Raw genomic sequence first — 23,902 nt, 5'->3', positions numbered from 1 at the left:
ATGCGTATTTCTACACAGCAATATTTTGAGACCAGCTCCGCCAAGTACCAGGACAACTATTCCAGTGTGGTCAAGGCGCAGGACCAGGCAAGCTCCGGCGTGCGCGTGCAAACGGCAGCGGATGATCCGGTGGCAGCGGCGCGGCTGTTGATGCTGCAGCAGCAGAAAGACATGCTGGGGCAGTTCAATGGCAATATCGATACGTTGAAGAATTCGCTGAACACTGAAGACGGCGTACTGGAAAATATTAACACTGCGCTGCAAAAGGCCAGTGAGTTGGCGCTGAAGGCCGGTAACGTCGGGATCAGTGATGCCGACCGTAAATCGATTGCCGCCGAGGTTGGCTCGATTGAAGACCAGGTGCTGGGTCTGCTCAATACCAAGGATGCCAACGGTAACTACATGTTTTCCGGGAGCAAGACCGATACGCCGCCTTATTTGCGCAACAACGATGGCACCTACAGTTACCAGGGTGATGACACGCCCTTGAGCCTGAAAGTGGCGGAAAACCTGTCGATATCGATGGGGGATACCGCGAAAACCATGCTCGAAAGCTCGGCGAACACCGGTCGTACCCAGTCGACGCGCGTGCTTGTGCCGCCTGCGGTCGATGACAACAAGGTGACGGTGTCGGCGGGTCTGGTTGCTTCCGGGGCCACCTACAACAGCAGCTTTGCCGATGGCCAGCCATATAAGCTGACGTTCACCAGCAGCACCCAGTACACCGTGAGCGACAGTGCCGGTAACGACATCACCTCCGAGATTCCGGGCAACGGTACTTTTGACTCGACCAAGGAAGGTGCTTCGACCATCAACTTGCGCGGGGTCAAGTTCGACATCGGCTTGGACCTGGGCAAGGGCGTGGCGCCGGGTGCGCCCTCGGATGCACTGGTCAAGGATCGCGAGTTCAGCCTGTCGGTCAAACCGGACACCTTCAGTGTTTCGCGTACCCCAAGCAATCCGACCACGGCGCAATTGAGCGGCGGCCAGGTGACCAACCAGACGGCTTACGCCAGCACCTTTCCCAACGCTGGTGCGGTCGTCAAGTTTGGTGCGGCAGGTGCCTACGATGTCTATGCACAACCGTATACGGCGGACAGCAAGTCCATCGCCAGCGGCACCTTGGCCGTTGGCGATACCTCGATTACGGCCGCAGGCGTGACGTTTGACGTGACCACCGCGCCGGCGCCGGCTGATGGCGACCAGTTTACGATCGGAGCCACCAGCAACAAGAACGAAAACGTGCTCGACACCCTCAGCCATTTGCGCAGAACCCTTGAAGCACCGTCGGACGGTAATCCGGCTGCGCAGAAGGAACTCAAGGATGTGGTCGCCCGCTCCATCGGCAACCTGGCCAATGCCTACGGCCAGGTTGACCAAGTGCGTGGTTCCATTGGCGCACGTCTGAACGGTCTGGATATCCAGACTCAGGAGAACACCAGCCTGAGCCTGGCAAATTCCACGACCATGAACGCGTTGGGTAACGTTGACTTCGCTGACGCCGCGATCAATCTGAGCTTGCAGCAAACCATGTTGCAGGCATCGCAACTGGCGTTCGTGAAAATCTCCCAGTTGAGCCTGTTCAATAAGATGTAATCAGCTGGCGGTCACGCAGCGGCTCACCCTGGAAACAGGCTGGGCCGTTGCCGTTTTTGGCACTCAATTGTTCAAAGGTTTTGCACAAACCACAGAAAATTGAGTGACCTGTGAGTCATAAAGCGCATCTTCACTGTATCGTGTGAAAAGGATAAGTCGTCGCAGGGTCTTTGCGTTGCGGCTTTCAGCGAGTTTTTGCGGGGTTATCCCCTTTATTGTCAGCACCCGGCGAGGCAGTTCGCGGGGTGTTCTCCAGCTATTTAGTATTGGGAAGCCACAATGATTGGCATAAAAAGCATCGCCAGTTACGTGCCGGCCGACGGGATCGATAACTACGCCCAGGGTGCCAAATTTGCCAAGGATGAAGAGTTCATCATTGGCAAGATCGGGTCGGCATTCCTGCCGCGCAAGGAAACCACGCAGGAAACCTCTGATCTGTGTGTCGAAGCGGCCAACGCGTTGTTTGCCAACAACCCGCAGTTGAAGCGCGAGTCCATCGACGCGCTGATCGTCGTCACCCAGAACGGCGATGAAGAGGGCCTGCCCCACACCGCCGCCATCGTCCAGGACAAGCTCGGTCTGCCGACTCACGTCGCCGCCTTTGACCTCTCCCTGGGCTGCTCGGGTTACGTCTACGGCATCTACGCGATGAAGGGCTTCATGGAAGCTGCCGGTCTGAAAAACGGCCTGCTGATCACCTCCGACCCGTATTCGAAGATCGTCGACCCGGAAGACCGCAACACCACCATGCTGTTCGGCGATGCCGCCACTGCGACCTGGATGGGCGAAGATGCCCCATGGCTGCTCGGCAAAGCCAAGTTTGGCACCGACGGCTCCGGCGCACCGCACTTGAAGGTCAGCAACGGTGTGTTCTTCATGAATGGCCGCCAGGTGTTCAACTTCGCCTTGCTCAAAGTGCCGGCGCACTTGCACGCGCTGCTCGATGAGTCGGACCTCAAGGCCGACGACATCGATGCCTTCTGCATTCACCAGGGCAGTGCGGCGATTGTCGACGCCGTGGCGCGGCGTTTTGAAGATGCGCCAGTGGACAAGTTCATCAAGGACATGGTCGAGACCGGCAACACCGTGTCATCGAGCATTCCGTTGCTGCTGGAAAAACACGCGATGGACTCCACCTGGAAACGCGTGGCAATCAGCGGATTTGGTGTTGGCCTGTCCTGGGGCTCGGCGATTCTCTATCGGCCGTGACACTTCAATAGGCGGCACGCGCTTCAAACATGAAGACGCCGATGATCGAACGATCATCGGCGTTTTTTATTTGGCGCCAGAAAAGCCAATGAAGTCGGGCCTTTTTGCCTGCATAAACCCTTGAATTACAAGGGGTGGCACGGTGCTAGTAAAAAATTTCAAAAAAACCCTCAAGCAACTGGCTACCACGACGATAACTATTACGTAGGTTCTCTAGGCCACACCCGGCGGTTGCCAGGGCCGGAAGCCGCAGTATCCAATCAACGAGGATTTTGTCATGGCATTATCAGTAAACACCAACATCACTTCCTTGGGTGTCCAGAAGAACCTGAACAAAGCTTCCGACGCTCTGAGCCAGTCGATGAACCGTCTGTCCTCCGGCCTGAAAATCAACAGCGCCAAAGACGACGCTGCCGGCATGCAGATCGCCAACCGTCTGAACAACCAGGTTAAAGGCCTGAACGTTGCGATCGCCAACGCCAACAACGGTGTTTCCATCGCCCAGACTGCTGAAGGCGCAATGCAAGAATCCACCAACACCCTGCAGCGTCTGCGTGAACTCGCCCTGCAAGCGGCGAACGGTGATAAAAGCGACGCTGACCGTGTTTCCCTGCAGCAAGAATTCACCGCTAAAGTGGGCGAGCTGAACCGTATCGCCAGCACCACCACCTTCGGTGGTCGTAACCTGCTGGACGGCTCGTTCAACAACGTAGCGTTCCAGATCGGCGCCAACGCCAACGAGACTATCTCGTTCGGTATGACCGACATCAGCTCTACAGCGCTGAAAGGCAACTACAAAGAAGCTGCTGTAAACGGCGCTGCGATGACTGGCCTGGCGGCTACTGCCACTGGTTCGGTGATCGGTGATAAGGCGACTGTAACAGGTAGTGGTACTGCTACTGCTCTTGCTGCTGGTGATGCGATCACCATTAACGGTACTTCGATCACCCTGGCCTCTGGTGCCGTGGCTGCCGGCGCCGCAGCCGCAGCCGCTTCTGTGACAGCTATCAACGCACAAACAGCCACTACTGGCGTTACTGCGAGTAATAACGCTGGTGTAGTAAGTTTGTCTTCCAGCAGTGCAATTACTATTGGTGCCACTCCTGCTACCGGTCCAACCGCTCTCGGCATGACCGCTGGCACCACCGCCACCGCTACCCCGACTACCCTGGGTGCTGCCGGTTCCGTTTCTGTAAACGGCAATAACGTGACTTGGGCTGCAAACGACACCATCGCGAGCGTCGTGACTAGCCTGACAACCGCTGCCGGTACGGGTGGTGCTGCATCGTTCACCAACGGTCGTTTCCAGGTTACCTCCGGTCAGGGTGCTGACATCAAGCTGGCCAACAACACCAGCGGTTCGCTGTCGCAGTTGGGCCTGGCCGCCGGTACTACTCAGGCCAAGCTGACCGCAGACACCTCGATTAGCCTCAACGGTGTTGAAGTCAAGTTCAAGAAAGGCGATACCGCTGACGCGATCGTTTCTTCGATCAACAGCGCCAGCACCGGTGTTCAAGCCAGCAAAAACACTGACGGCACCCTGAACCTGTTCGCTGACAAAGACATCACCGTCAAGGACGGCAGCGCCGGTACTGGCCTGGCTGCTCTGGGTCTGACCACTGTTGCCGCTGCTGGCACCAAGACCGCTGTGACCATGGAAACTACCGTTTCCGACCTGAACATCCTGTCTGCCGCTTCTTCGCAGCAGGCCATCCAGGCTCTGGACGACGCCATGCAGCAGATCGACAGCCAGCGTTCGCAGCTGGGTGCCGTACAAAACCGCTTCGCCAGCACCGTGGCCAACCTGCAGAGCATTTCGCAGAACTCCACCGCAGCCAAAGGCCGCGTAGAAGACGCTGACTTCGCTTCTGAAGCCGCTGAGCTGACCAAGCAACAAACCCTGCAACAGGCTTCCACTGCGATCCTGTCCCAGGCCAACCAACTGCCATCGTCTGTTCTGAAGCTGCTTCAGTAATAGCGCCAGCGGTTAAATAACGGGAGGGTGCGTTTAACGACGTGCCCTTCCGTTTTTTCAGTTTGGAGGTGATGACATGGACATGAGCATAAAGCTGAGCACGTCTTACCCGGTTGGCAGTACCCAGGCCAGCAGCGCACCTGCACCGCAGGCCAAGCCTGCGGCCAGCAGTGAACCGGCCAAGGCTGAGGAGCCGCAGCGCGTGGCGTTGGAGCAGGCGGTAACTGATATACGAGAGTTTGTGCAGGCAACCCAGCGCAACCTGGATTTTTCCATCGATGACTCCACCGGCAAAGTGGTGGTCAAGGTGATTGCCACCGACAGTGGCGAAGTGATTCGACAAATTCCATCGGAGACCGCGCTGAAGCTGGCGCAGAACCTGAGCGATGCGAGCAGCCTTTTGTTTGATAGCAAGGCTTGAGTTGGCACGAAACATGTTTCTGATTGCGGTCAGAGCGCACAAGCGCCAAAAAATCGGCCGCTGCAGGACAAGGAGAATGGCAAATGGCTAGTTCAACGATTTCCGGCCCGGGTTCGGGCTACGACACGCAGGCTATCGTCAAGGCGTTGGTGGGGGCTGAGCAAGCGCCCAAGCAGCAGCAGATCACCAGCGAGCAAAAAAAAGCTACCGTCCAATTATCGGCGGTTGGTTCGGTCAAGACGGCGCTGGAAGCCTACCAGTCGGCGATCACCAAGTTGAACAATGCCTCCGCATTCAACGGGCTTGCGGCGTCTTCTTCGGAAGAGAAGAACGCCAAGGTCACCCTGGGTGACGGCGCATCCAGCGGCAAGTACGTGTTGAGAGTCTCTAACCTGGCGACCGCTTCGAAAGTTACCACGGCAGTGAATACGGACGGCGCGACGGGCAAGGCCAACAGCACCGACGGAGACCAGACGCTGACGATCAGCCAGTCGGGTAACAACTACGACGTAGTGATTCCTGGCGGTGCGACCCTGCAACAGGTGCGCGAATCGATCAATACCCAGCTCTCGTCCCAGGGGATCAGCGCCAACGTACTGAGTGACTCCAACGGCGCGCGCCTGGTGCTGACCTCGTCCACTATGGGCGTAGGCACCGACATCACCCTCAGTGGTGATTCGGAGCTGGTCACCGGGTATGACAAGGGCACGGCGCCGACCAACGCCAAGTACTTCATCGATGACGTTGAGATGTCATCCGCCAGCAACAAGATTACGTCTGCAATCAGCGGCGTGACCTTGGATCTGTTGGACACTGTTGACACTAGCAAACCGACGACCATCACCGTGGCGAGCAACACCGACACGTTGAAAACCTCGGTGCAATCCTTCGTCACCGCCTACAACGCGCTGATGACTGCCGTTAATACCCAGACCAAAGTCACCGCCACCGGTGATGCGTCCACCACCACCGCCGGTGCGTTGACGGGTGATTCGTCGATGCGTCAATTGGTGAACAGTCTGCGCTCCGAGCTGACCAGCGGCTCCGGTGCGGGCACCATGACCAGCCTGGCGCAGATGGGCATCACCACCGACCAGAAAACCGGGCTGCTGAGCCTGGACGACACCGCGTGGAACAAAGCGGTGGTCAAGGGTGCAGGCGATATCGCCAAGCTGTTCACCGGCGACACAGGCTTGATCACGCGCATGAACAAGGCGACCAACAGCTACGTGGGCACCACGGGCACCCTGGCGACCCGTGCCACCGATCTCAACAACAAGTTGACTGACTTGACCAAAGAGACGGATGACCTGACGCGGCGTATGGATGCCTTGCAGAAATCCCTGACGGCCAAGTACACCGCGATGGACACCATGATCGCGCAGATCAACTCCAGCAGCTCCAGCATCATGACCACGCTCAACTCGCTGAACAATCCGAAGTCGAGCTGATAGCCGGGGCGTTTCGGCGCCCCGCTAAAGATTCGCCGGTGGTCTGACGCTGGACGTCTGGATTAAAGAATTTCGCGGCGCAGTCGAATAACTGGTTAAGCAAACCTATTTAGATTGTCGCCAGTAACGAGGTAGCAACATGAACCCGATGAGAGCCCTTCGCCAGTACCAAAAGGTCAGTTCCCATGCTCAGGTCTCCGAAGCCAGCCCGCACCGTCTGGTGCAGATGCTGATGGAGGGCGGTCTGGACCGCATGGCGCAGGCCAAGGGCGCATTGAGCCGAGGTGATATCGCCCAGAAGGGCCTGATGCTGGGTAAGGCGATCGAAATCATCTCCGGCCTGCGCGACGGGCTTGAGCCAGAAAAGGCCGAAGACCCGGCCGTCGTGCAGCGGTTGGACGCCCTGTATGACTACATGAGTAATCGCTTGGTGGAAGCCAATCGCGTGAATGATGTCGAGATGATCGACGAAGTCGCTCGCCTGCTGATTACGGTAAAGACCGGCTGGGATGCCATCGCTCCACAATAAGGCTTGAGGCCTTGAGGTAAATATCATGAGCCACGCACTGCAACGCATCGATGAAACCCGCGAAGCTCTGATCGGCGCACTGGCTGAACGCAATTGGGAGGCTGTCGGCGAGCTGGACCTGGGTTGCCGCGCGGTCATTGATGAAGTGCTCAGCGACGCGCCAGTGGACGAAGATGCGCTGCGGGAGAAGCTGGAGAGCCTGCTTGTGGTTTACCAGCAATTGCTCGAAGTAACGATGGGCGAGCGCCAGGCAATTTTCGAAGAGATGTCGCAGATCAACCAAGCGAAAAATGCGTCAAAGGTTTACCATCTGTTCGGTTGAACGGGCGCAGTTAATCCGAACGGCGCGTCATATATTTGACTGTGCCAGCATTTTTGACTTAACTAGTGCTGTTTTCAGATTTCAGACGTCTAGTAAGGTAAGAAGTCTTACAGGCATCTAGATAGCCCACACTCTGGGCGGAGCGTTTTACTAGGGAAGTTGCTATTGCATGTGGCGTGAAACCAAAATTCTGCTGATTGATGACGATAGCGTCCGCCGCCGCGATTTAGCGGTGATTTTGAATTTTCTCGGCGAAGAAAATCTTCCCTGCGGTAGCCACGATTGGCAGCAGGCGGTCAGCTCGTTGTCGTCGAGCCGTGAAATCCTTTGTGTGCTGATTGGGACGGTAAACGCTCCTGGCGCAGTTCTGGGCTTGTTAAAGACACTGTCAACCTGGGATGAGTTCCTTCCGGTGTTGCTGATGGGCGATATTTCTTCGCTCGACCTGCCGGAAGACCAGCGCCGCCGCGTGTTGTCCGCCCTGGAAATGCCGCCCAGCTACAGCAAATTGCTCGACTCCCTGCACCGCGCCCAGGTCTATCGCGAAATGTACGACCAGGCCCGTGAGCGTGGTCGCCACCGTGAACCCAATCTGTTTCGCAGCCTCGTCGGCACCAGCCGGGCGATCCAGCACGTGCGCCAGATGATGCAGCAAGTGGCCGATACTGACGCCAGCGTGCTGATCCTCGGCGAGTCGGGCACCGGCAAGGAAGTGGTTGCGCGCAACCTGCATTACCACTCCAAGCGCCGCGACGGGCCGTTTGTGCCGGTCAACTGCGGGGCGATTCCGGCGGAGCTGCTGGAAAGTGAATTGTTCGGCCACGAGAAGGGCGCCTTTACCGGGGCGATCACCAGCCGTGCCGGGCGTTTCGAGCTGGCCAACGGCGGCACCCTGTTCCTCGACGAAATCGGCGACATGCCGCTGCCGATGCAGGTCAAGCTGCTGCGCGTGCTGCAGGAGCGCACCTTTGAGCGCGTGGGCAGCAACAAAACCCAGAGCGTCGACGTGCGCATCATTGCGGCGACCCACAAGAACCTCGAAAGCATGATCGAGGTCGGCAGCTTCCGCGAAGACCTCTACTACCGCCTCAACGTATTCCCGATCGAGATGGCCCCGCTGCGTGAGCGCGTGGAAGACATCCCGCTGCTGATGAACGAACTGATCTCACGCATGGAGCACGAAAAGCGCGGCTCGATTCGCTTCAATTCGGCGGCGATCATGTCCCTGTGCCGCCACGCCTGGCCGGGCAACGTCCGCGAGCTGGCCAACCTGGTGGAGCGTATGGCGATCATGCATCCCTACGGTGTGATCGGCGTGGTCGAGCTGCCGAAGAAATTCCGCTACGTCGACGAAGAAGACGAGCATCTGGTGGACAGCCTGCGCAGTGACATGGAAGAGCGGATTGCCATCAACGGCCATACCCCGGACTTCGGTGCCAACGCCATGCTGCCGCCCGAAGGCCTTGACCTCAAAGACTACCTCGGCAACCTCGAACAAGGGCTGATCCAGCAAGCCCTGGACGACGCCAACGGCATCGTCGCCCGTGCGGCCGAGCGCCTGCGCATCCGTCGAACCACCCTGGTGGAGAAGATGCGCAAGTACGGGATGAGTCGTCGAGACGGTGATGAACAGGCAGATGATTGACGCCTGTTTTTCAAGCCACTGTTTTATAGGTGGTTTTTTTTAGGCACGGGTATTGCTACAGCCCTCGCAACGTTCCGTTTAACTGACGGTCAGCCAAGCGAGAGAGCATGATGCCCCACGCCGCCCAACTATCTTCGGCCCCTGAGCTCCAGGGGCCTGTCCCGACCGCCGAACAGCTCAGCCGACATGGCCTTGAGCAGGCGTTCTCGCTGTTCAGCCAGATGTCCAGCCAACTGAATGACTCCTATAGCCTGTTGGAAGCGCGAGTCTCCGAGCTCAAGGGCGAACTGGCAGTGGTCAGTGCGCAGCGCATGGAAGAGCTGGCCGAGAAAGAGCGCCTGGCCAACCGTCTGCAGAACCTCCTCGACCTGTTGCCCGGCGGCGTGATCGTCATCGACGACCAGGGCCGCGTGCGCGAAGCCAACCCGGCCGCCTGCGACCTGCTCGGGCTGCCGTTGGAAGGCGAGCTATGGCGCCATGTCATCACCCGCTGCTTCGCGCCGCGTGACGATGACGGCCATGAAATCTCGCTCAAGGATGGGCGCCGCCTGTCTATCGCCACGCGCTCCCTGGATGCCGAACCCGGCCAACTGGTGCTGCTCAACGACCTGACTGAAACCCGTCACCTGCAAGACCAACTGGCGCGCCATGAACGCTTGTCGTCGTTGGGCAGGATGGTCGCTTCTTTGGCGCATCAGATCCGCACGCCGTTGTCGGCGGCGTTGATCTACGCCAGTCATTTGACTGATGAGCAATTGCCCGCCGAAACCCAGCAGCGGTTTGCCGGGCGACTCAAGGAGCGTCTGCATGAGTTGGAGCACCAGGTGCGCGACATGCTGGTGTTTGCCCGCGGAGAGTTGCCGCTGACCGACCGCCTCACGCCGTCCGGCCTGATGCAGGCGCTGCAAGCGGCGGCCGCCACCCACGTCCAGGACGCCAATGTGCGCTGGCAGTGCGACAGCCACCAAGGCGAATTGTTGTGCAACCGCGACACGCTGGTGGGCGCGCTGCTCAACCTGATCGAAAACGCGACCCAGGCCAGCGGCCCCGGCGCGCAGCTCAAGGTGCATGTGTATGCCCGCGCGCAAACCCTGCGCCTGTGCATCAGCGACAGCGGCAGCGGCATCGAGCCGGGGGTGCTGCAGCGCCTCGGCGAACCGTTTTTTACTACTAAGACCAACGGTACGGGCCTGGGCCTGACGGTGGTCAAGGCAGTGGCACGTGCCCATCAGGGCGAATTGCAACTGCGTTCCCGCTTGGGGCGTGGCACCTGTGCATTGATGACCTTGCCGCTGTTTTCATGCGCGGCAAGCGCGGAGTAAAAGGCTATGGCTATCAAGGTTTTGTTGGTGGAAGACGATCGTGCCCTGCGTGAGGCATTGGCTGACACGCTGTTGCTGGCGGGCCATGACTATCGGGCGGTCGGTTCTGCCGAGGAAGCCTTGGAGGCGGTGGAGCAAGAGTCCTTCAGCCTGGTGGTCAGTGACGTGAACATGCCTGGCATGGACGGTCACCAGTTGCTCGGCCTGCTACGTGCGCGCCAGCCACAACTGCCGGTGTTGCTGATGACCGCCCATGGCGCCGTCGAGCGCGCGGTGGACGCCATGCGCCAGGGCGCGGCGGATTATCTGGTCAAGCCGTTCGAGCCCAAGGCGTTGATCGAGCTGGTGGCGCGGCATGCTCTGGGGGTGATTCCGGCCGGTGAGAGCGACGGCCCGATTGCCTTCGAGCCCGCCAGTGCACAATTGCTGGAGCTTGCGGCCCGCGTGGCGCGCAGTGACTCCACCGTGTTGATTTCCGGCGAGTCGGGCACCGGCAAGGAAGTGCTGGCGCGCTATATCCACCAGCAGTCGGGCCGCGCCCAACAGCCCTTTATCGCGATCAATTGCGCAGCGATTCCCGACAACATGCTCGAAGCCACGTTGTTCGGCCACGAAAAGGGCTCGTTCACCGGCGCCATCGCGGCCCAGGCGGGCAAGTTCGAACAGGCCGACGGCGGCACCATCCTGCTTGACGAAATTTCGGAAATGCCCCTGGGCCTGCAAGCCAAGTTGCTGCGGGTGTTGCAGGAGCGTGAAGTGGAGCGTGTCGGTGCGCGCAAGCCGATCCAGTTGGATATCCGCGTGGTCGCCACCACTAACCGCGATCTGGCGGGCGAAGTGGCGGCGGGGCGCTTTCGGGAAGACTTGTTCTACCGTCTCTCGGTATTCCCCCTGGCCTGGCGCCCACTACGCGAGCGCCCGGCGGACATCATCCCGCTGGCCGAGCGTCTGCTGAACAACCACGTCAAAAAAATGAAGCACGCCCAGGCGCGGCTGTCGGCCGAAGCCCAGGCCTGCCTGATCAGCTACCCGTGGCCCGGCAACGTGCGGGAACTGGACAACGCGATTCAGCGCGCGTTGATTTTGCAGCAGGGTGGCTTGATCCAGCCCCAGGACTTCTGCCTGGCCATGGGCAGCGGCGCCGCGCCGTTGCCGAGCCTGGCGCCTGCGCCGCTGGTCGCTGAAGCCGAGTCCGCAGGCGCTCTGGGCGACGACCTGCGCCGCCGCGAATTCCAGATGATCATCGACACCCTGCGCGCCGAACGCGGCCGCCGCAAAGAAGCGGCCGAGCGCCTGGGCATCAGCCCGCGCACCTTGCGCTACAAGCTGGCGCAGATGCGCGACGCTGGGATGGACGTGGAAGGCTACCTTTTCGCCACCTGATCGGTAACAAGGTCGACAAGTTTTGTCGCCTTTTCTTACAAGTTGCTACAGAGCTGGCACCCTTGTTGCTACCACCCCTAGTAACTGCTGCGTAGTGTCAAAAAAATGCGGGTCGTCGGAGAGAGAAGGTCATGAGCCAGGGTATTGAGTTCAATCGGTTGATGTTGGATATGCGCTCCATGCAAATGGACGCCATGGCTCAACCGAAATCCGTCGCACAAGCGCCGGAATTGAGCCAAAGCAGTTTCGCCGACATGCTCGGCCAGGCCGTCAACAAAGTCAGTGACACCCAACAAGCCTCCAGCCAGTTGGCGACCGCGTTCGAGATCGGCAAGAGCGGCGTGGACCTGACCGACGTGATGGTCGCTTCGCAGAAAGCCACGGTGTCCTTTCAAGCCTTGACCCAGGTGCGCAACAAACTGGTTCAGGCTTATCAAGACATCATGCAGATGCCGGTTTAAGGGCGAGATTTAAGTCATGGCAGAAGCAGTCGTGGACAACGTACCCGCCAAGACAGACGGCAAACCGCCGCTGTTTGGCCTGTCGTTCCTGGAAAACCTCTCGGAAATGACCATGTTGCGTCAGGTGGGCCTGATGGTCGGCCTGGCTGCCAGCGTGGCGATTGGTTTTGCCGTGGTGCTGTGGTCGCAGCAACCCGATTACCGGCCGCTGTACGGCAGCCTGGCCGGTATGGATTCCAAACAGATCATGGAAACCCTGGCCGCCGCCGACATCGCCTACACCGTGGAGCCAAACTCCGGGGCGCTGCTGGTCAAGGCCGATGATGTCGCCCGTGCCCGCATGAAGCTGGCCGCTGCCGGCGTGACCCCGTCCGACAGCAATATCGGTTTTGAGATCCTCGACAAGGACCAGGGCCTGGGTACCAGCCAGTTCATGGAAGCGACCCGCTACCGTCGTGGCCTGGAAGGCGAACTGGCACGCACCATCTCCAGCCTCAACAACGTCAAGGGCGCCCGCGTCCACCTGGCGATTCCGAAGAGCTCGGTGTTTGTGCGTGATGAGCGCAAGCCAAGTGCCTCGGTATTGGTCGAACTGTTTTCCGGCCGCTCCCTGGAGCCTGGCCAAGTGCTGGCGATCATCAACCTGGTGGCCACCAGCGTTCCCGAATTGAGCAAGTCGCAAATCACCGTGGTCGACCAGAAGGGCAACCTGCTGTCCGACATGGCGGAAAACTCTGCGCTGACCCAGGCCGGCAAGCAGTTCGACTACAGCCGCCGCATGGAAAGCATGCTCACCCAGCGTGTCCACAACATCCTGCAACCGGTGCTGGGTAACGATCGCTACAAGGCCGAAGTGTCCGCCGACGTGGATTTCAGCGCGGTCGAATCGACCTCCGAGCAGTTCAACCCGGACCAGCCGGCCCTGCGCAGCGAGCAATCGACCAGCGAACAACGCACCGCCAGCAGCGGCCCGCAAGGTGTGCCGGGAGCCCTGAGCAATCAGCCGCCAGCCCCGGCTTCGGCCCCGCAGACCACCGGCGGTGCCGCCGCGACCGCTGGCGCCATTGCCGCTGGCCAGCCACTGCTGGACGCCAACGGTCAGCAGATCATGGACCCGGCCACCGGTCAGCCGATGCTCGCGCCCTACCCGGCGGACAAGCGTAACCAGTCGACCAAGAACTTCGAACTCGACCGCTCCATCAGCCACACCAAGCAGCAACAGGGCCGGATCAATCGCCTGTCGGTGTCGGTGGTGGTCGATGATCAGGTCAAGATCGCCGCCGCTGATGGCGCCGTCACACGCGCCCCGTGGAGCGCCGACGAATTGGCGCGCTTCACTCGCCTGGTGCAGGATGCCGTCGGTTTCGACGCCAGCCGGGGTGACAGCGTCAGCGTGATCAACATGCCGTTCTCCGCCGAGCGTGGCGAAGTCATTGCTGAAGCGGCGTTCTACACCCAGCCGTGGTTCTGGGACATCGTCAAGCAAGTGCTGGGCGTGTTGTTCATCGTACTGCTGGTGTTCGGCGTGCTGCGTCCGGTGCTCAACAACATCACCGGCAATGGCAAGAAACAACTGGCAACCTTCGCTGGCAGCGATGTCGAGTTGGGTGGCATGGGCGGCCTGGACGGCGAACTGGCCAACGACCGCGTCAGCCTCGGCGGCCCGCAAAGCATCCTGTTGCCAAGCCCGAGCGAAGGCTATGACGCTCAGTTGAACGCAATCAAGAGTCTGGTGGCAGAAGACCCGGGCCGTGTGGCCCAGGTCGTGAAAGAGTGGATTAACGCAGATGAGTGATAATCGAGCCGCTGTTGCCAAACTCACCAAGGTCGACAAAGCCGCAGTCCTGCTGCTGTCCCTGGGTGAAACCGACGCCGCACAAGTGCTGCGCCACATGGGCCCCAAAGAGGTCCAGCGCGTGGGCGTGGCCATGGCGCAGATGCGCAACGTTCACCGTGAGCAGGTCGAGCAGGTGATGAGCGAGTTCGTCGAGATCGTCGGCGACCAGACCAGCCTGGGCGTCGGCTCCGACAGCTACATCCGCAAGATGCTCACCTCGGCCCTCGGCGAAGACAAAGCCAACGGCCTGATCGACCGCATCCTGCTGGGCGGCAACACCAGCGGCCTCGACAGCCTGAAATGGATGGAGCCGCGCGCCGTCGCCGACGTGATCCGCTACGAGCACCCGCAGATCCAGGCGATCGTGGTGGCGTACCTCGACCCCGACCAGGCCGGCGAAGTGCTCGGCCACTTCGACCACAAAGTGCGCCTGGACATCATCCTGCGCGTGTCGTCGTTAAACACCGTGCAGCCGGCGGCCCTGAAAGAACTCAACACGATTCTCGAGAAGCAGTTCTCGGGCAATTCGAATGCTGCGCGCACCACCTTGGGCGGTATCAAGCGCGCAGCCGACATCATGAACTTCCTCGACAGCTCGGTCGAAGGCCAGTTGATGGACTCGATCCGCGAGATCGACGACACCCTGTCCGGCCAGATCGAAGACCTCATGTTCGTGTTCAACAACCTCTCCGATGTCGACGACCGTGGCATCCAGGCGCTGCTGCGCGAAGTCTCCTCCGACGTGCTGGTGCTGGCCCTCAAGGGGTCGGACGAAGGCGTCAAGGAGAAGATCTTCAAGAACATGTCCAAGCGCGCCTCCGAACTGTTGCGCGACGACCTGGAAGCCAAAGGCCCGGTACGCGTCAGCGACGTGGAAACCGCCCAGAAGGAAATCCTCACGATTGCCCGCCGTATGGCCGAAGCCGGAGAAATCGTTCTCGGCGGGAAGGGCGGCGAAGAAATGATCTAAGGCGCTTTCCATGTCGAACAAAGATGAGTCGCCCAGCGATCTGATTCGCGCGCGGGACGTGGGCGGGTTCGACATCTGGTCGTTGCCCAGCTTCGACCCGCATGTGCCGGAGCCCGAACCTGAGCCAGTGGTGGAAACACCGGTGGAAATGGAAGAAGTGCCGCTGGATGAAGTCCAGCCGCTGACCCTTGAAGAGTTGGAAAGCATTCGCCAGGAGGCCTACAACGAAGGCTTCGCCGCTGGCGAAAAAGATGGTTTTCGCAGCACCACGCTCAAGGTGCGCCAGGAAGCCGAGGCCGCCTTGAGCGTCAAGCTGGCCAGCCTCGAACGCCTGATGGGCAGCCTGTTCGAACCCATCGCCGAGCAGGATTCGCAGATCGAAAAAGCCATGGTCGGGTTGGTCGAGCACATCGCCCGCCAGGTGATCCAGCGTGAGCTGGTGCTGGACTCCAGTCAGATCGAAAGCGTCATGCGTGAAGCCCTCAAGCTGCTGCCCCTGGGTGTCGGCAATGTGCGGCTGCACATCAACCCGCAGGATTTCGAACAGGTCAAAGCCCTGCGCGAGCGCCATGAAGAAACCTGGCGCATCGTCGAAGATGCGGCGCTGCAGCCCGGTGGTTGCCGCGTCGAGACCGAATACAGCCGCATCGACGCCACGGTGGAAACGCGCATCAGCCAGATCATGGCCCAGTTGCTGGACCAGGTTCACGAGCAGGTCCTGAACCCGGCCGAACCTGACATGAGCGTGGACCTGGACGCCCCCGATGCGCCTTGATCGCACCAGCTTCGCCAAGCGCCTGAGCGGGTATGCCGAGGCCACCAAGTTGCCCGGCCAGCCGATCCTCGAAGGGCGCTTGCTGCGCATGGTTGGCCTGACCCTCGAAGCCGAAGGCCTGCGCGCCGCCATGGGCAGCCGCTGCCTGGTGATCAACGACGACAGCTACCACCCGGTGCAGGTCGAAGCCGAGGTGATGGGCTTTTCCGGCAGCAAGATTTTCCTGATGCCGGTGGGCAGCCTGGCGGGCATCGCCCCCGGCGCCCGCGTGGTGCCGCTGGCCGATACCGGCCGCCTGCCCATGGGCATGAGCATGCTCGGCCGCGTGCTGGACGGTGCCGGTCGTGCGCTGGACGGCAAGGGCGGCATGAAGGCCGAAGACTGGGTGCCGATGGATGGCCCCACCATCAACCCGCTCAAGCGCAACCCCATCAGCCAGCCGTTGGACGTGGGCATTCGCAGCATCAACGGTTTATTGACGGTCGGTCGCGGTCAGCGCCTCGGCCTGTTCGCCGGTACTGGCGTGGGTAAGTCGGTGTTGCTGGGCATGATGACCCGCTTTACCGAGGCCGACATCATTGTGGTGGGGCTGATCGGCGAACGGGGTCGGGAAGTGAAGGAGTTCATCGAGCATAGCCTCGGTGAAGAAGGCCTCAAGCGTTCCGTCGTCGTTGCGTCCCCGGCCGACGATGCGCCGCTGATGCGTTTGCGCGCCGCCATGTACTGCACGCGCATCGCCGAATATTTTCGCGACAAGGGCAAGAACGTCCTGTTGCTGATGGACTCCCTCACGCGTTTCGCCCAGGCCCAGCGGGAAATCGCCCTGGCCATCGGCGAGCCTCCGGCCACCAAGGGCTATCCGCCGTCGGTGTTTGCCAAGCTGCCCAAGCTGGTGGAGCGCGCCGGTAATGCCGAGGCGGGGGGCGGCTCGATCACCGCGTTCTACACCGTGTTGTCTGAAGGCGATGACCAGCAAGACCCGATTGCCGACTCGGCGCGGGGCGTGCTCGACGGCCACATCGTGCTGTCGCGGCGCCTGGCGGAAGAGGGGCACTACCCGGCGATCGACATCGAAGCGTCCATCAGCCGGGTGATGCCGTCGGTGGTCACGCCGGAGCACATGGCCCGTGCCCAGCAGTTCAAGCAGTTGTGGTCGCGCTACCAGCAAAGTCGCGACCTGATCAGCGTTGGCGCCTATGTGGCCGGCGGCGATCGTGAGACCGACCTGGCGATTGCCCTGCAACCGCAATTGGTCACCTACCTGCGCCAAGGCCTCAACGACAACATCAGCATGGGCGAAAGCGAAGCGCACCTGCAGTCCATCTTCGCCCCCGCGCCAGGCGGCTAAGCCATGGCCAGCAGCCGCTCCTCACGCTTGGCCCCGGTGGTGGACATGGCCGAAAAGGCCGAAAAAACCGCGGTCCAGCGCCTGGGTTACTTTCAGGGCCAGGTGCGCCTGGCACAAAGTAAGCTCGGCGACCTGGAGCGCTTTCGCGGCGAGTACCAGCAGCAGTGGATCGAGCGCGGCACCAAAGGCGTGTCCGGCCAGTGGCTGATGGGCTACCAGGGCTTTCTCAACCAGCTTGAAACCGCTGTCGGCCAGCAGCGCGAGAGCCTGGCCTGGCACCAGAACAACCTCGACAAGGCCCGCGAGAGCTGGCAGCAGGCGTATGCCCGGGTCGAAGGGTTGCGCAAGCTGGTGCAGCGCTATATCGACGAGGCGCGGGCGCTTGAGGATAAGCGCGAGCAAAAACTGCTCGATGAGTTGTCCCAGCGCCTGCCGCGCCAGAATCCCTACTAGCGCCAAGCCCTCTACTCAATGTGTTGCCCACATCCGGTTAGCCTGCTACACCTTGTATCTAGGCCTATGACAAGGAAGCAGTCACATGTCAATCGAGTCAGAAGTATCCCTGGATGGGAAGAAGTTGACGATCGCAATCAAGGGCCGGTTCGATTTCGGCAGCCATCAACTCTTTCGCGACGCCTACGAGCGTTTCTACAAGGTGCCGCAGGTTTATATCGTCGACCTGAAAGACGCCACCTACATGGACAGTTCCGCCCTGGGCATGCTCCTGCTGCTGCGCGATCATGCCGGGGGGGATGATGCGGAAGTCCGGGTGATCAACAGCAGCGCCGATGTGCGCAAGATCCTCGCGATTTCCAACTTCGACAAACTGTTCGATATCCATTGAGCGCGCTGGCCCCGGTCCTCGAACCGCTGACCATCCTGATCGCCGAAGACAGCGCCGCCGACCTGCTGTTGCTGTCGACCATCGTCCGGCGCCAGGGCCACCAGGTGCTCACTGCCAGCAACGGCGCACAAGCCGTCGAGCTGTTTGCCCGCGAACGCCCGCAACTGGTGCTGATGGACGCCCTGATGCCGGTGATGGATGGCTTTGAGGCCGCGCGGCGGATCAAGCAACTGGCGGGCGAGGCCCTGGTGCCGATCATCTTCCTCACCTCCCTGCGCCAAAGCGAAGCCCTGGCCCAATGCCTGGATGCCGGTGGCGATGACTTCTTGCCCAAACCCTATAACCCGCTGATTCTCGCGGCCAAGATCAATGCGATGGACCGCCTGCGCCGTCTGCAGGCCACGGTGTTGCAGCAGCGTGACCTGATCGCCAAGCACCATGACTACCTGCTGCATGAGCAACGCGTGGCCAAAGCGGTGTTCGACAAGGTCGCCCATTCGGGTTGCATCAACGCGGCGCCGAACATTCGCTACCTGCAATCGCCCTATGCGCTGTTCAACGGCGACTTGTTGTTGGCGGCCTACACGCCGGCGGGTGACATGCATGTGCTGCTCGGCGACTTCACCGGGCACGGCCTGCCAGCGGCGGTCGGCGCCATGCCGTTGGCCGAAGTGTTCTATGGCATGACGGCCAAGGGCTACGGGCTGACGCAGATCCTGCGGGAGATGAACGCCAAGCTCAAACGCATCCTGCCGGTGGACATGTTCTGCTGCGCGACGCTGTTGTGCCTGAGTGCGCAACGGCGTGCGGTGGAAGTCTGGAATGGCGGCATGCCCGAGGGCTATGTGCATGAAGTCGCCACGGCTAAGCGCACGCCGCTGATATCACGGCACTTGCCGTTGGGCGTGCTGTCAGCGCAGGCGTTCGATGATCGCACGGAAGTCTGGCCGATGGCCCTGGGCGACCGCGTATTTCTGCTCTCCGATGGCGTGCTGGATACCGCCGATGCCAACGAACAATTGTTCGGCGCCGAGCGCTTGCAGCAGGTGTTTGCCGCCAATCGTGAGCCTGACCGCTTGTTCGAGGATATCGAGCAGGCCCTGGCGGCGTTTCGCGGTGAGGCGCGGGATGACGTGAGCATGGTTGAGATCACCTTGCAGGCCGGCCAGTCGATACGTGCCACGGGGCCGCTGTATGCCGACAGCGGCCAGTCGTGCCCGTTGGATTGGTCGGTGAGTTTCGAATTTCGCGCCGAGACCCTCAGGCGTTACAACCCGTTGCCCTATCTGTTGCAACTGCTGCTGGAGATCCACGGCCTGCGCGAGCAGAGCGGGGCGCTCTACAGCGTGATGGCCGAACTGTATTCCAACGCCCTGGAGCATGGCGTGCTGGGCCTGGACTCGCGGCTCAAGCGCAATGCTGAAGGTTTTGCGCAGTATTACCGCCAGCGCAATGAGCGGCTGGTGCAACTCAACAGCGGTTATGTGCGCGTGCATGTGCAGGTAGAGCCCACCGCTACGGGCGGCAGGTTGACCTTGCGCATCGAAGACAGCGGCCCCGGATTCGATGTGGAACAGGTACTGGCTCGCCCGCTGGATGTTGACCGTCTGTCTGGTCGCGGCTTGGGCCTGGTGCGTCAACTGAGCAGCGATGTACGCTGGTCCGACGGCGGGCGCAGTGTCTGCGTGGAGTTTTGCTGGGAGGCTCTGGCATAATCCGCCGATTCTTGATCAAGGAGCGAACAAGTGGTTGAGGTTCATCTGGACCCGGACGTGTTATCGGGTTTGCAGGAAGTCATGGAAGGCGAGTACCCCAAATTGCTCGATACCTTTCTCGATGATTCGCAAAAGCGCGTCGAAGCGCTGCGCAAGGCTCGTGACGATGCCAAGGCGTTGGCGCGCATCGCCCATAGTTTCAAGGGCAGCAGTGGTAATCTCGGTGCGGTGCGGTTGGCGCACTTGTGCCAGCGCTTGGAGTCTGAGTCCGTCGAGGCTGCAGCGGACCTGGGGGCCTTGGTCGATCAGATCGACCATGAGTTTGCGCTGGTCAAGCCGCTGTATGAGTCGGAGCGCCAGCGCTTCCAGCTTTAATTTCAGGCGTGGCAGGGCTTTTCCGAAGAGCTGGCCCGACTCTTGCTCTATCTCCTGATACTGCATCCCCGATTCCCATGCAGTGGAGACCTTACCTATGCCAGTCGCCCCTAATTCGCTCCTTCAGGCTGCCCCTGCGGCCAAGTCTCAAGCACCTGCCGCCAATCCACCGGCGGCGGCCGCGGAGCCGCAGGACAAGGGCCCTGGCTTTGCTCAGGTGTTCGCCAGCCAGGGTTCGAAGCCCTCGGCCAAGGCCGACGACAACGCGGCCAAACCCGCGCGCGACAAGCCTGCTGGCGCGAGTGCCAAGCCTGTTGCCGGCAACGATAAGCCTGTCGCGAACAACGATAAACCTGCCGCCGGTACGCCAGCGGTTGCCGATAGCGGCAAACCCTTGCCTGCCGACCCGCCGGCCAACCCCGCCAACCCCGCCAACCCCGCCAACCCCGCCGACAGCGCCAGCAGTGATCAAAACCCGCCCGCCGACCCGGCCCTGGCGCAGCAGCCTGCGGCAGACCCGGTGGCTGATCCGGCGCTGATTGTCACGGTCACGCCGGTTGCTGTGCCGGTTCCGGTGGAAACGCCAGCCTCGGCTGCCGCCACCAAGGATAGCAAGGCCCAGCCGGTGGTCACGGCAGCGCTGGCAGCGACCGATGTGGCCAAGCCGGCCTTCGATCCCACGGCAGACCCTCTGGACGCCATGCCAGCGGTACGCCTGGCGATGGAGCAGGGCGGCCATGTGTCCGCCAGCAGTCAGACCCCGCAGAGCGCCGCACCGACGTCCCAGGACCAGCCGACCGCCGCGCAGAACTTCGCCACCGGCATGGCTAACATGGTGGATCAGCAAGCCAGCAAGGACAGCACCGACCAGGGTGGTGACAAAGCCTTCAGCGGGCTGATCGAAGACGGCCTCAAGGATTTGAAGAGCGCGAGCAGCGACACCCGTGTCGATGACTTCGCCAACCGCCTGGCCGCACTGACCCAGGCCGCCACGCCGAAAACCGCCAACGCTTTGCCGCCGGTGACCAACGCACCGCTGGCCATGCATCAGAGCGGCTGGACCGAGGAAGTCGTCAACCGCGTGATGTACCTGTCCAGCGCCAACCTCAAGTCGGCAGAGATCCAGCTACAGCCGGCCGAACTCGGGCGCCTGGATATCAAGGTCAACATGACGGCCGACCAGCAGGCCCAAGTCACCTTCATGAGTGGTCACGCGGTGGTGCGTGAAGCACTGGAAACCCAGTCCGGCCGTTTGCGCGAGATGTTTGCCCAGCAGGGCATGGGGCAGGTCGACGTCAATGTGTCCGACCAGTCCCGTGGCTGGCAGGGCCAGGGCCAACAGCAACAGAACCAGAGCCAGGCGAACGGTGTCAGTGGCCGTGGCGGTCGGGGTGACAGCGGCGACGTTGCCGATCATGCCGAAGTGGCCGCGGCCGTCGCGCCGGTGACGGCCACCGTGATCGGCTCCAGCGCCGTTGACTATTACGCCTGATTCAGGCTCAACACCGGCCTGAGTGTGGGAGGGGGCTTGCCCCCGATAGCGGAGTTCCAGTCGACCGATTCGTTGACGGGCACACCGCCATCGGGAGCAAGCCCCCTCCCACAAAGGACCTGTGGCGTGGCCGCTGTCCTGCTGTGGCTGACAACTCTGGCATAACACTTGCTCTTGCCTTTCCGTAGATCTATGAATCCCCAAATAGTGACGGATTATTGGCATGGCGAAGAGCGAAGACGCAGCACAAGCACCCGCAGGTAAGGGCAAGGGCAAGCTCAAGCTTATCCTGTTGATTGTCCTGGGCCTGGTCCTGGCGATCGGCGCGTCCGTGGGCGGCACTTGGTACATCATGCACAGCAGTGCGAGCAAACCGGCACCCGCCGCCGAAACTGCCAGTAACGTCAAGCAACCGGCAATCTTCGAGCCGATGCTTCCGGCCTTTGTCGCCAACTTCAATCAGAACGGTCGTCAACGCTACCTGCAGGTGAGCATCACCTTACTGGCGCGCAACCAGGCGGACCTTGAGGCGCTCAAGGTGCATATGCCGGTGATCCGCAACAACCTGGTGATGCTGTTTTCCGCGCAAAGTTTCGACAGCCTGGCCACCCCGGTGGGCCAGGAAATGTTGCGCCAGAAGGTCACTGCCAGCGTGCAGGAAGTGGCCCAGAAAGAGCTCGGCAAAGTGGTGGTCGAGCAGGCGCTCTTCACTAATTTCGTATTGCAGTAGGATCACGACATGGCCGTGCAAGACCTGCTGTCCCAGGATGAAATCGATGCGCTGCTGCATGGCGTGGACGATGGTCTGGTACAGACCGAAATGGCTGCCGAGCCCGGCAGCGTCAAAAGTTATGACCTGACCAGCCAGGATCGCATCGTCCGTGGACGCATGCCGACCCTGGAAATGATCAATGAGCGTTTTGCCCGTTACACCCGCATCAGCATGTTCAACATGCTGCGCCGCTCGGCAGACGTGGCGGTGGGCGGCGTGCAGGTGATGAAGTTCGGCGAATATGTACACTCGCTGTACGTGCCTACCAGCCTCAATCTGGTCAAGATCAAGCCATTGCGCGGCACTGCGTTGTTCATCCTCGACGCCAAGCTGGTGTTCAAACTGGTGGACAACTTCTTCGGCGGCGACGGCCGTCACGCCAAGATCGAAGGCCGCGAGTTCACCCCTACTGAGCTGCGCGTGGTACGCATGGTGCTGGAGCAGGCCTTCATCGACTTGAAGGAAGCCTGGCAGGCGATCATGGAGGTCAATTTCGAGTACATCAACTCGGAAGTGAACCCGGCCATGGCCAACATCGTCGGCCCCAGCGAAGCCATTGTGGTGTCCACCTTCCACATCGAACTCGATGGCGGTGGCGGCGACCTGCACGTGACCATGCCGTACTCGATGATCGAACCGGTGCGCGAAATGCTCGACGCCGGCTTCCAGTCCGACCTCGACGATCAGGACGAACGCTGGGTCAAGGCCCTGCGCGAAGACCTGCTGGACGTCGACGTGCCCCTGAGCGCCACCGTGGCCCGTCGTCAGTTGCGCCTGCGGGATATTTTGCACATGCAGCCGGGCGACGTGATTCCCGTCGAGTTGCCGGAAGAACTGATCATGCGCGCCAGCGGCGTGCCGTCGTTCAAGGTCAAGCTCGGTTCGCACAAGGGCAACCTGGCACTGCAAGTGGTGGAGCCGATCAACCGGCGCTGAGTCACCCGTATTGATGCACCCCTATTTATGAATGTTTGCTCCGCCGAGGACATGTAATGGCTACCGAACACGAAAACACTTCCGCCGAAGACCAGGCCCTGGCTGACGAATGGGCTGCGGCCCTGGAAGAAACCGGCGATGTTGGCCAGGACGATATCGACGCGCTGCTGGCGGCCGATGCCTCCACCGCGCCGGCCAGTAACCGCCTGCCTCTGGAAGAATTCGGCAGCGTGCCGAAGAACAACGACCCGGTGACCCTCGACGGCCCGAACCTGGACGTGATTCTCGACATCCCGGTGTCGATCTCGATGGAAGTCGGCAGCACCGACATCAACATCCGCAACCTGCTGCAGCTCAACCAGGGCTCGGTGATCGAGCTGGATCGCCTGGCCGGTGAGCCGTTGGACGTGTTGGTCAACGGCACGCTGATCGCCCATGGCGAAGTGGTGGTGGTCAACGAAAAGTTCGGCATTCGCCTGACCGACGTGATCAGCCCGAGCGAACGCATCAAGAAGCTGCGCTGA

At 61.0% G+C, this 23,902-nt stretch carries 23 protein-coding genes; all 23 read left to right on the top strand.

Annotated elements, in window-relative coordinates; genetic code table 11:
• The 23 genes from J2Y83_RS20265 (at nt 1) to fliN (ending at nt 23,902) form a co-directional block, all read left to right on the top strand.
• Complete coding sequence (locus J2Y83_RS20265; protein ID WP_253397720.1) at nt 1–1,596, top strand: flagellar hook-associated protein 3; 1,596 nt, start codon at nt 1–3, stop codon at nt 1,594–1,596.
• A gap of 279 nt (nt 1,597–1,875) precedes the next feature.
• The gene (locus J2Y83_RS20260) at nt 1,876–2,805 is read left to right on the top strand and encodes a ketoacyl-ACP synthase III (protein ID WP_198717162.1); all 930 of its coding nucleotides are present in this window, start codon (nt 1,876–1,878) and stop codon (nt 2,803–2,805) included.
• A gap of 277 nt (nt 2,806–3,082) precedes the next feature.
• Complete coding sequence (locus tag J2Y83_RS20255; protein WP_253397719.1) at nt 3,083–4,780, top strand: flagellin; 1,698 nt, start codon at nt 3,083–3,085, stop codon at nt 4,778–4,780.
• A 76-nt stretch (nt 4,781–4,856) separates the two neighbouring features.
• Nucleotides 4,857–5,201 carry a flagellar protein FlaG gene (locus J2Y83_RS20250; protein ID WP_253397718.1) on the top strand — a complete coding sequence of 115 codons (345 nt, stop codon included), beginning with the start codon at nt 4,857–4,859 and terminating at the stop codon, nt 5,199–5,201.
• A gap of 83 nt (nt 5,202–5,284) precedes the next feature.
• Nucleotides 5,285–6,652 (top strand): flagellar filament capping protein FliD, encoded by a 1,368-nt coding sequence (gene fliD / locus J2Y83_RS20245; protein ID WP_253397717.1) that lies wholly within the window; start codon nt 5,285–5,287, stop codon nt 6,650–6,652.
• A gap of 139 nt (nt 6,653–6,791) precedes the next feature.
• Nucleotides 6,792–7,181, top strand: a complete 390-nt coding sequence (fliS, locus tag J2Y83_RS20240) for a flagellar export chaperone FliS (protein ID WP_017845372.1) — start codon at nt 6,792–6,794, stop codon at nt 7,179–7,181.
• A 25-nt stretch (nt 7,182–7,206) separates the two neighbouring features.
• Nucleotides 7,207–7,503, top strand: coding sequence for a flagellar protein FliT (locus J2Y83_RS20235; protein ID WP_253397716.1), 297 nt, complete (start codon nt 7,207–7,209; stop codon nt 7,501–7,503).
• Nucleotides 7,504–7,672: 169 nt separating this feature from the next.
• Entirely contained in the window at nt 7,673–9,148 is a 1,476-nt protein-coding gene (locus J2Y83_RS20230; RefSeq protein WP_253397715.1) for a sigma-54 dependent transcriptional regulator, read from the top strand.
• A 110-nt stretch (nt 9,149–9,258) separates the two neighbouring features.
• Entirely contained in the window at nt 9,259–10,470 is a 1,212-nt protein-coding gene (locus tag J2Y83_RS20225) for a sensor histidine kinase (protein ID WP_253400422.1), read from the top strand.
• A 6-nt stretch (nt 10,471–10,476) separates the two neighbouring features.
• Nucleotides 10,477–11,853 (top strand): sigma-54-dependent transcriptional regulator, encoded by a 1,377-nt coding sequence (locus J2Y83_RS20220; protein ID WP_253397714.1) that lies wholly within the window; start codon nt 10,477–10,479, stop codon nt 11,851–11,853.
• A 131-nt stretch (nt 11,854–11,984) separates the two neighbouring features.
• On the top strand, nt 11,985–12,314 hold the full coding sequence (gene fliE / locus J2Y83_RS20215) for a flagellar hook-basal body complex protein FliE (protein ID WP_253397712.1): 330 nt from the start codon (nt 11,985–11,987) through the stop codon (nt 12,312–12,314).
• Nucleotides 12,315–12,330: 16 nt separating this feature from the next.
• Entirely contained in the window at nt 12,331–14,109 is a 1,779-nt protein-coding gene (gene fliF, locus J2Y83_RS20210; RefSeq protein ID WP_253397711.1) for a flagellar basal-body MS-ring/collar protein FliF, read from the top strand.
• Complete coding sequence (fliG, locus tag J2Y83_RS20205; protein ID WP_253397709.1) at nt 14,102–15,121, top strand: flagellar motor switch protein FliG; 1,020 nt, start codon at nt 14,102–14,104, stop codon at nt 15,119–15,121. Before fliF ends, fliG begins: the two co-directional genes overlap by 8 nt.
• A 10-nt stretch (nt 15,122–15,131) precedes the next feature.
• Nucleotides 15,132–15,896, top strand: coding sequence for a flagellar assembly protein FliH (gene fliH, locus J2Y83_RS20200; RefSeq protein WP_253397707.1), 765 nt, complete (start codon nt 15,132–15,134; stop codon nt 15,894–15,896).
• Nucleotides 15,886–17,244, top strand: a complete 1,359-nt coding sequence (gene fliI, locus J2Y83_RS20195; protein ID WP_253397705.1) for a flagellar protein export ATPase FliI — start codon at nt 15,886–15,888, stop codon at nt 17,242–17,244. Before fliH ends, fliI begins: the two co-directional genes overlap by 11 nt.
• Before the next feature lie 3 nt (nt 17,245–17,247).
• A complete protein-coding gene (gene fliJ, locus J2Y83_RS20190) occupies nt 17,248–17,697 on the top strand; it encodes a flagellar export protein FliJ (protein ID WP_198717149.1) in 450 nt (149 codons plus the stop codon).
• Between the two features lie 85 nt (nt 17,698–17,782).
• The gene (locus J2Y83_RS20185; protein ID WP_198717148.1) at nt 17,783–18,088 is read left to right on the top strand and encodes an STAS domain-containing protein; all 306 of its coding nucleotides are present in this window, start codon (nt 17,783–17,785) and stop codon (nt 18,086–18,088) included.
• On the top strand, nt 18,085–19,803 hold the full coding sequence (locus tag J2Y83_RS20180; protein ID WP_253397703.1) for a fused response regulator/phosphatase: 1,719 nt from the start codon (nt 18,085–18,087) through the stop codon (nt 19,801–19,803). The genes J2Y83_RS20185 and J2Y83_RS20180 overlap by 4 nt, the downstream gene beginning before the upstream one ends.
• Nucleotides 19,804–19,833: 30 nt before the next feature.
• Nucleotides 19,834–20,178 carry an Hpt domain-containing protein gene (locus J2Y83_RS20175; RefSeq protein ID WP_198717146.1) on the top strand — a complete coding sequence of 115 codons (345 nt, stop codon included), beginning with the start codon at nt 19,834–19,836 and terminating at the stop codon, nt 20,176–20,178.
• Between the two features lie 97 nt (nt 20,179–20,275).
• Complete coding sequence (locus tag J2Y83_RS20170) at nt 20,276–21,670, top strand: flagellar hook-length control protein FliK (protein WP_253397701.1); 1,395 nt, start codon at nt 20,276–20,278, stop codon at nt 21,668–21,670.
• 223 nt (nt 21,671–21,893) lie between these two features.
• The gene (gene fliL, locus J2Y83_RS20165) at nt 21,894–22,400 is read left to right on the top strand and encodes a flagellar basal body-associated protein FliL (protein ID WP_247408027.1); all 507 of its coding nucleotides are present in this window, start codon (nt 21,894–21,896) and stop codon (nt 22,398–22,400) included.
• A gap of 9 nt (nt 22,401–22,409) precedes the next feature.
• Nucleotides 22,410–23,378: a flagellar motor switch protein FliM gene (gene fliM, locus J2Y83_RS20160; protein ID WP_198717143.1), complete on the top strand. Its 969-nt coding sequence runs from the start codon at nt 22,410–22,412 to the stop codon at nt 23,376–23,378.
• Between the two features lie 56 nt (nt 23,379–23,434).
• Complete coding sequence (gene fliN / locus J2Y83_RS20155; RefSeq protein WP_198717142.1) at nt 23,435–23,902, top strand: flagellar motor switch protein FliN; 468 nt, start codon at nt 23,435–23,437, stop codon at nt 23,900–23,902.

Source organism: Pseudomonas marginalis (genome assembly GCF_024169655.1).
Lineage (GTDB): Bacteria > Pseudomonadota > Gammaproteobacteria > Pseudomonadales > Pseudomonadaceae > Aquipseudomonas > Aquipseudomonas paraveronii.
The sequence above is the reverse complement of the archived record's forward strand: the minus strand, read 5'-3'. Positions and strand labels throughout refer to the sequence as shown.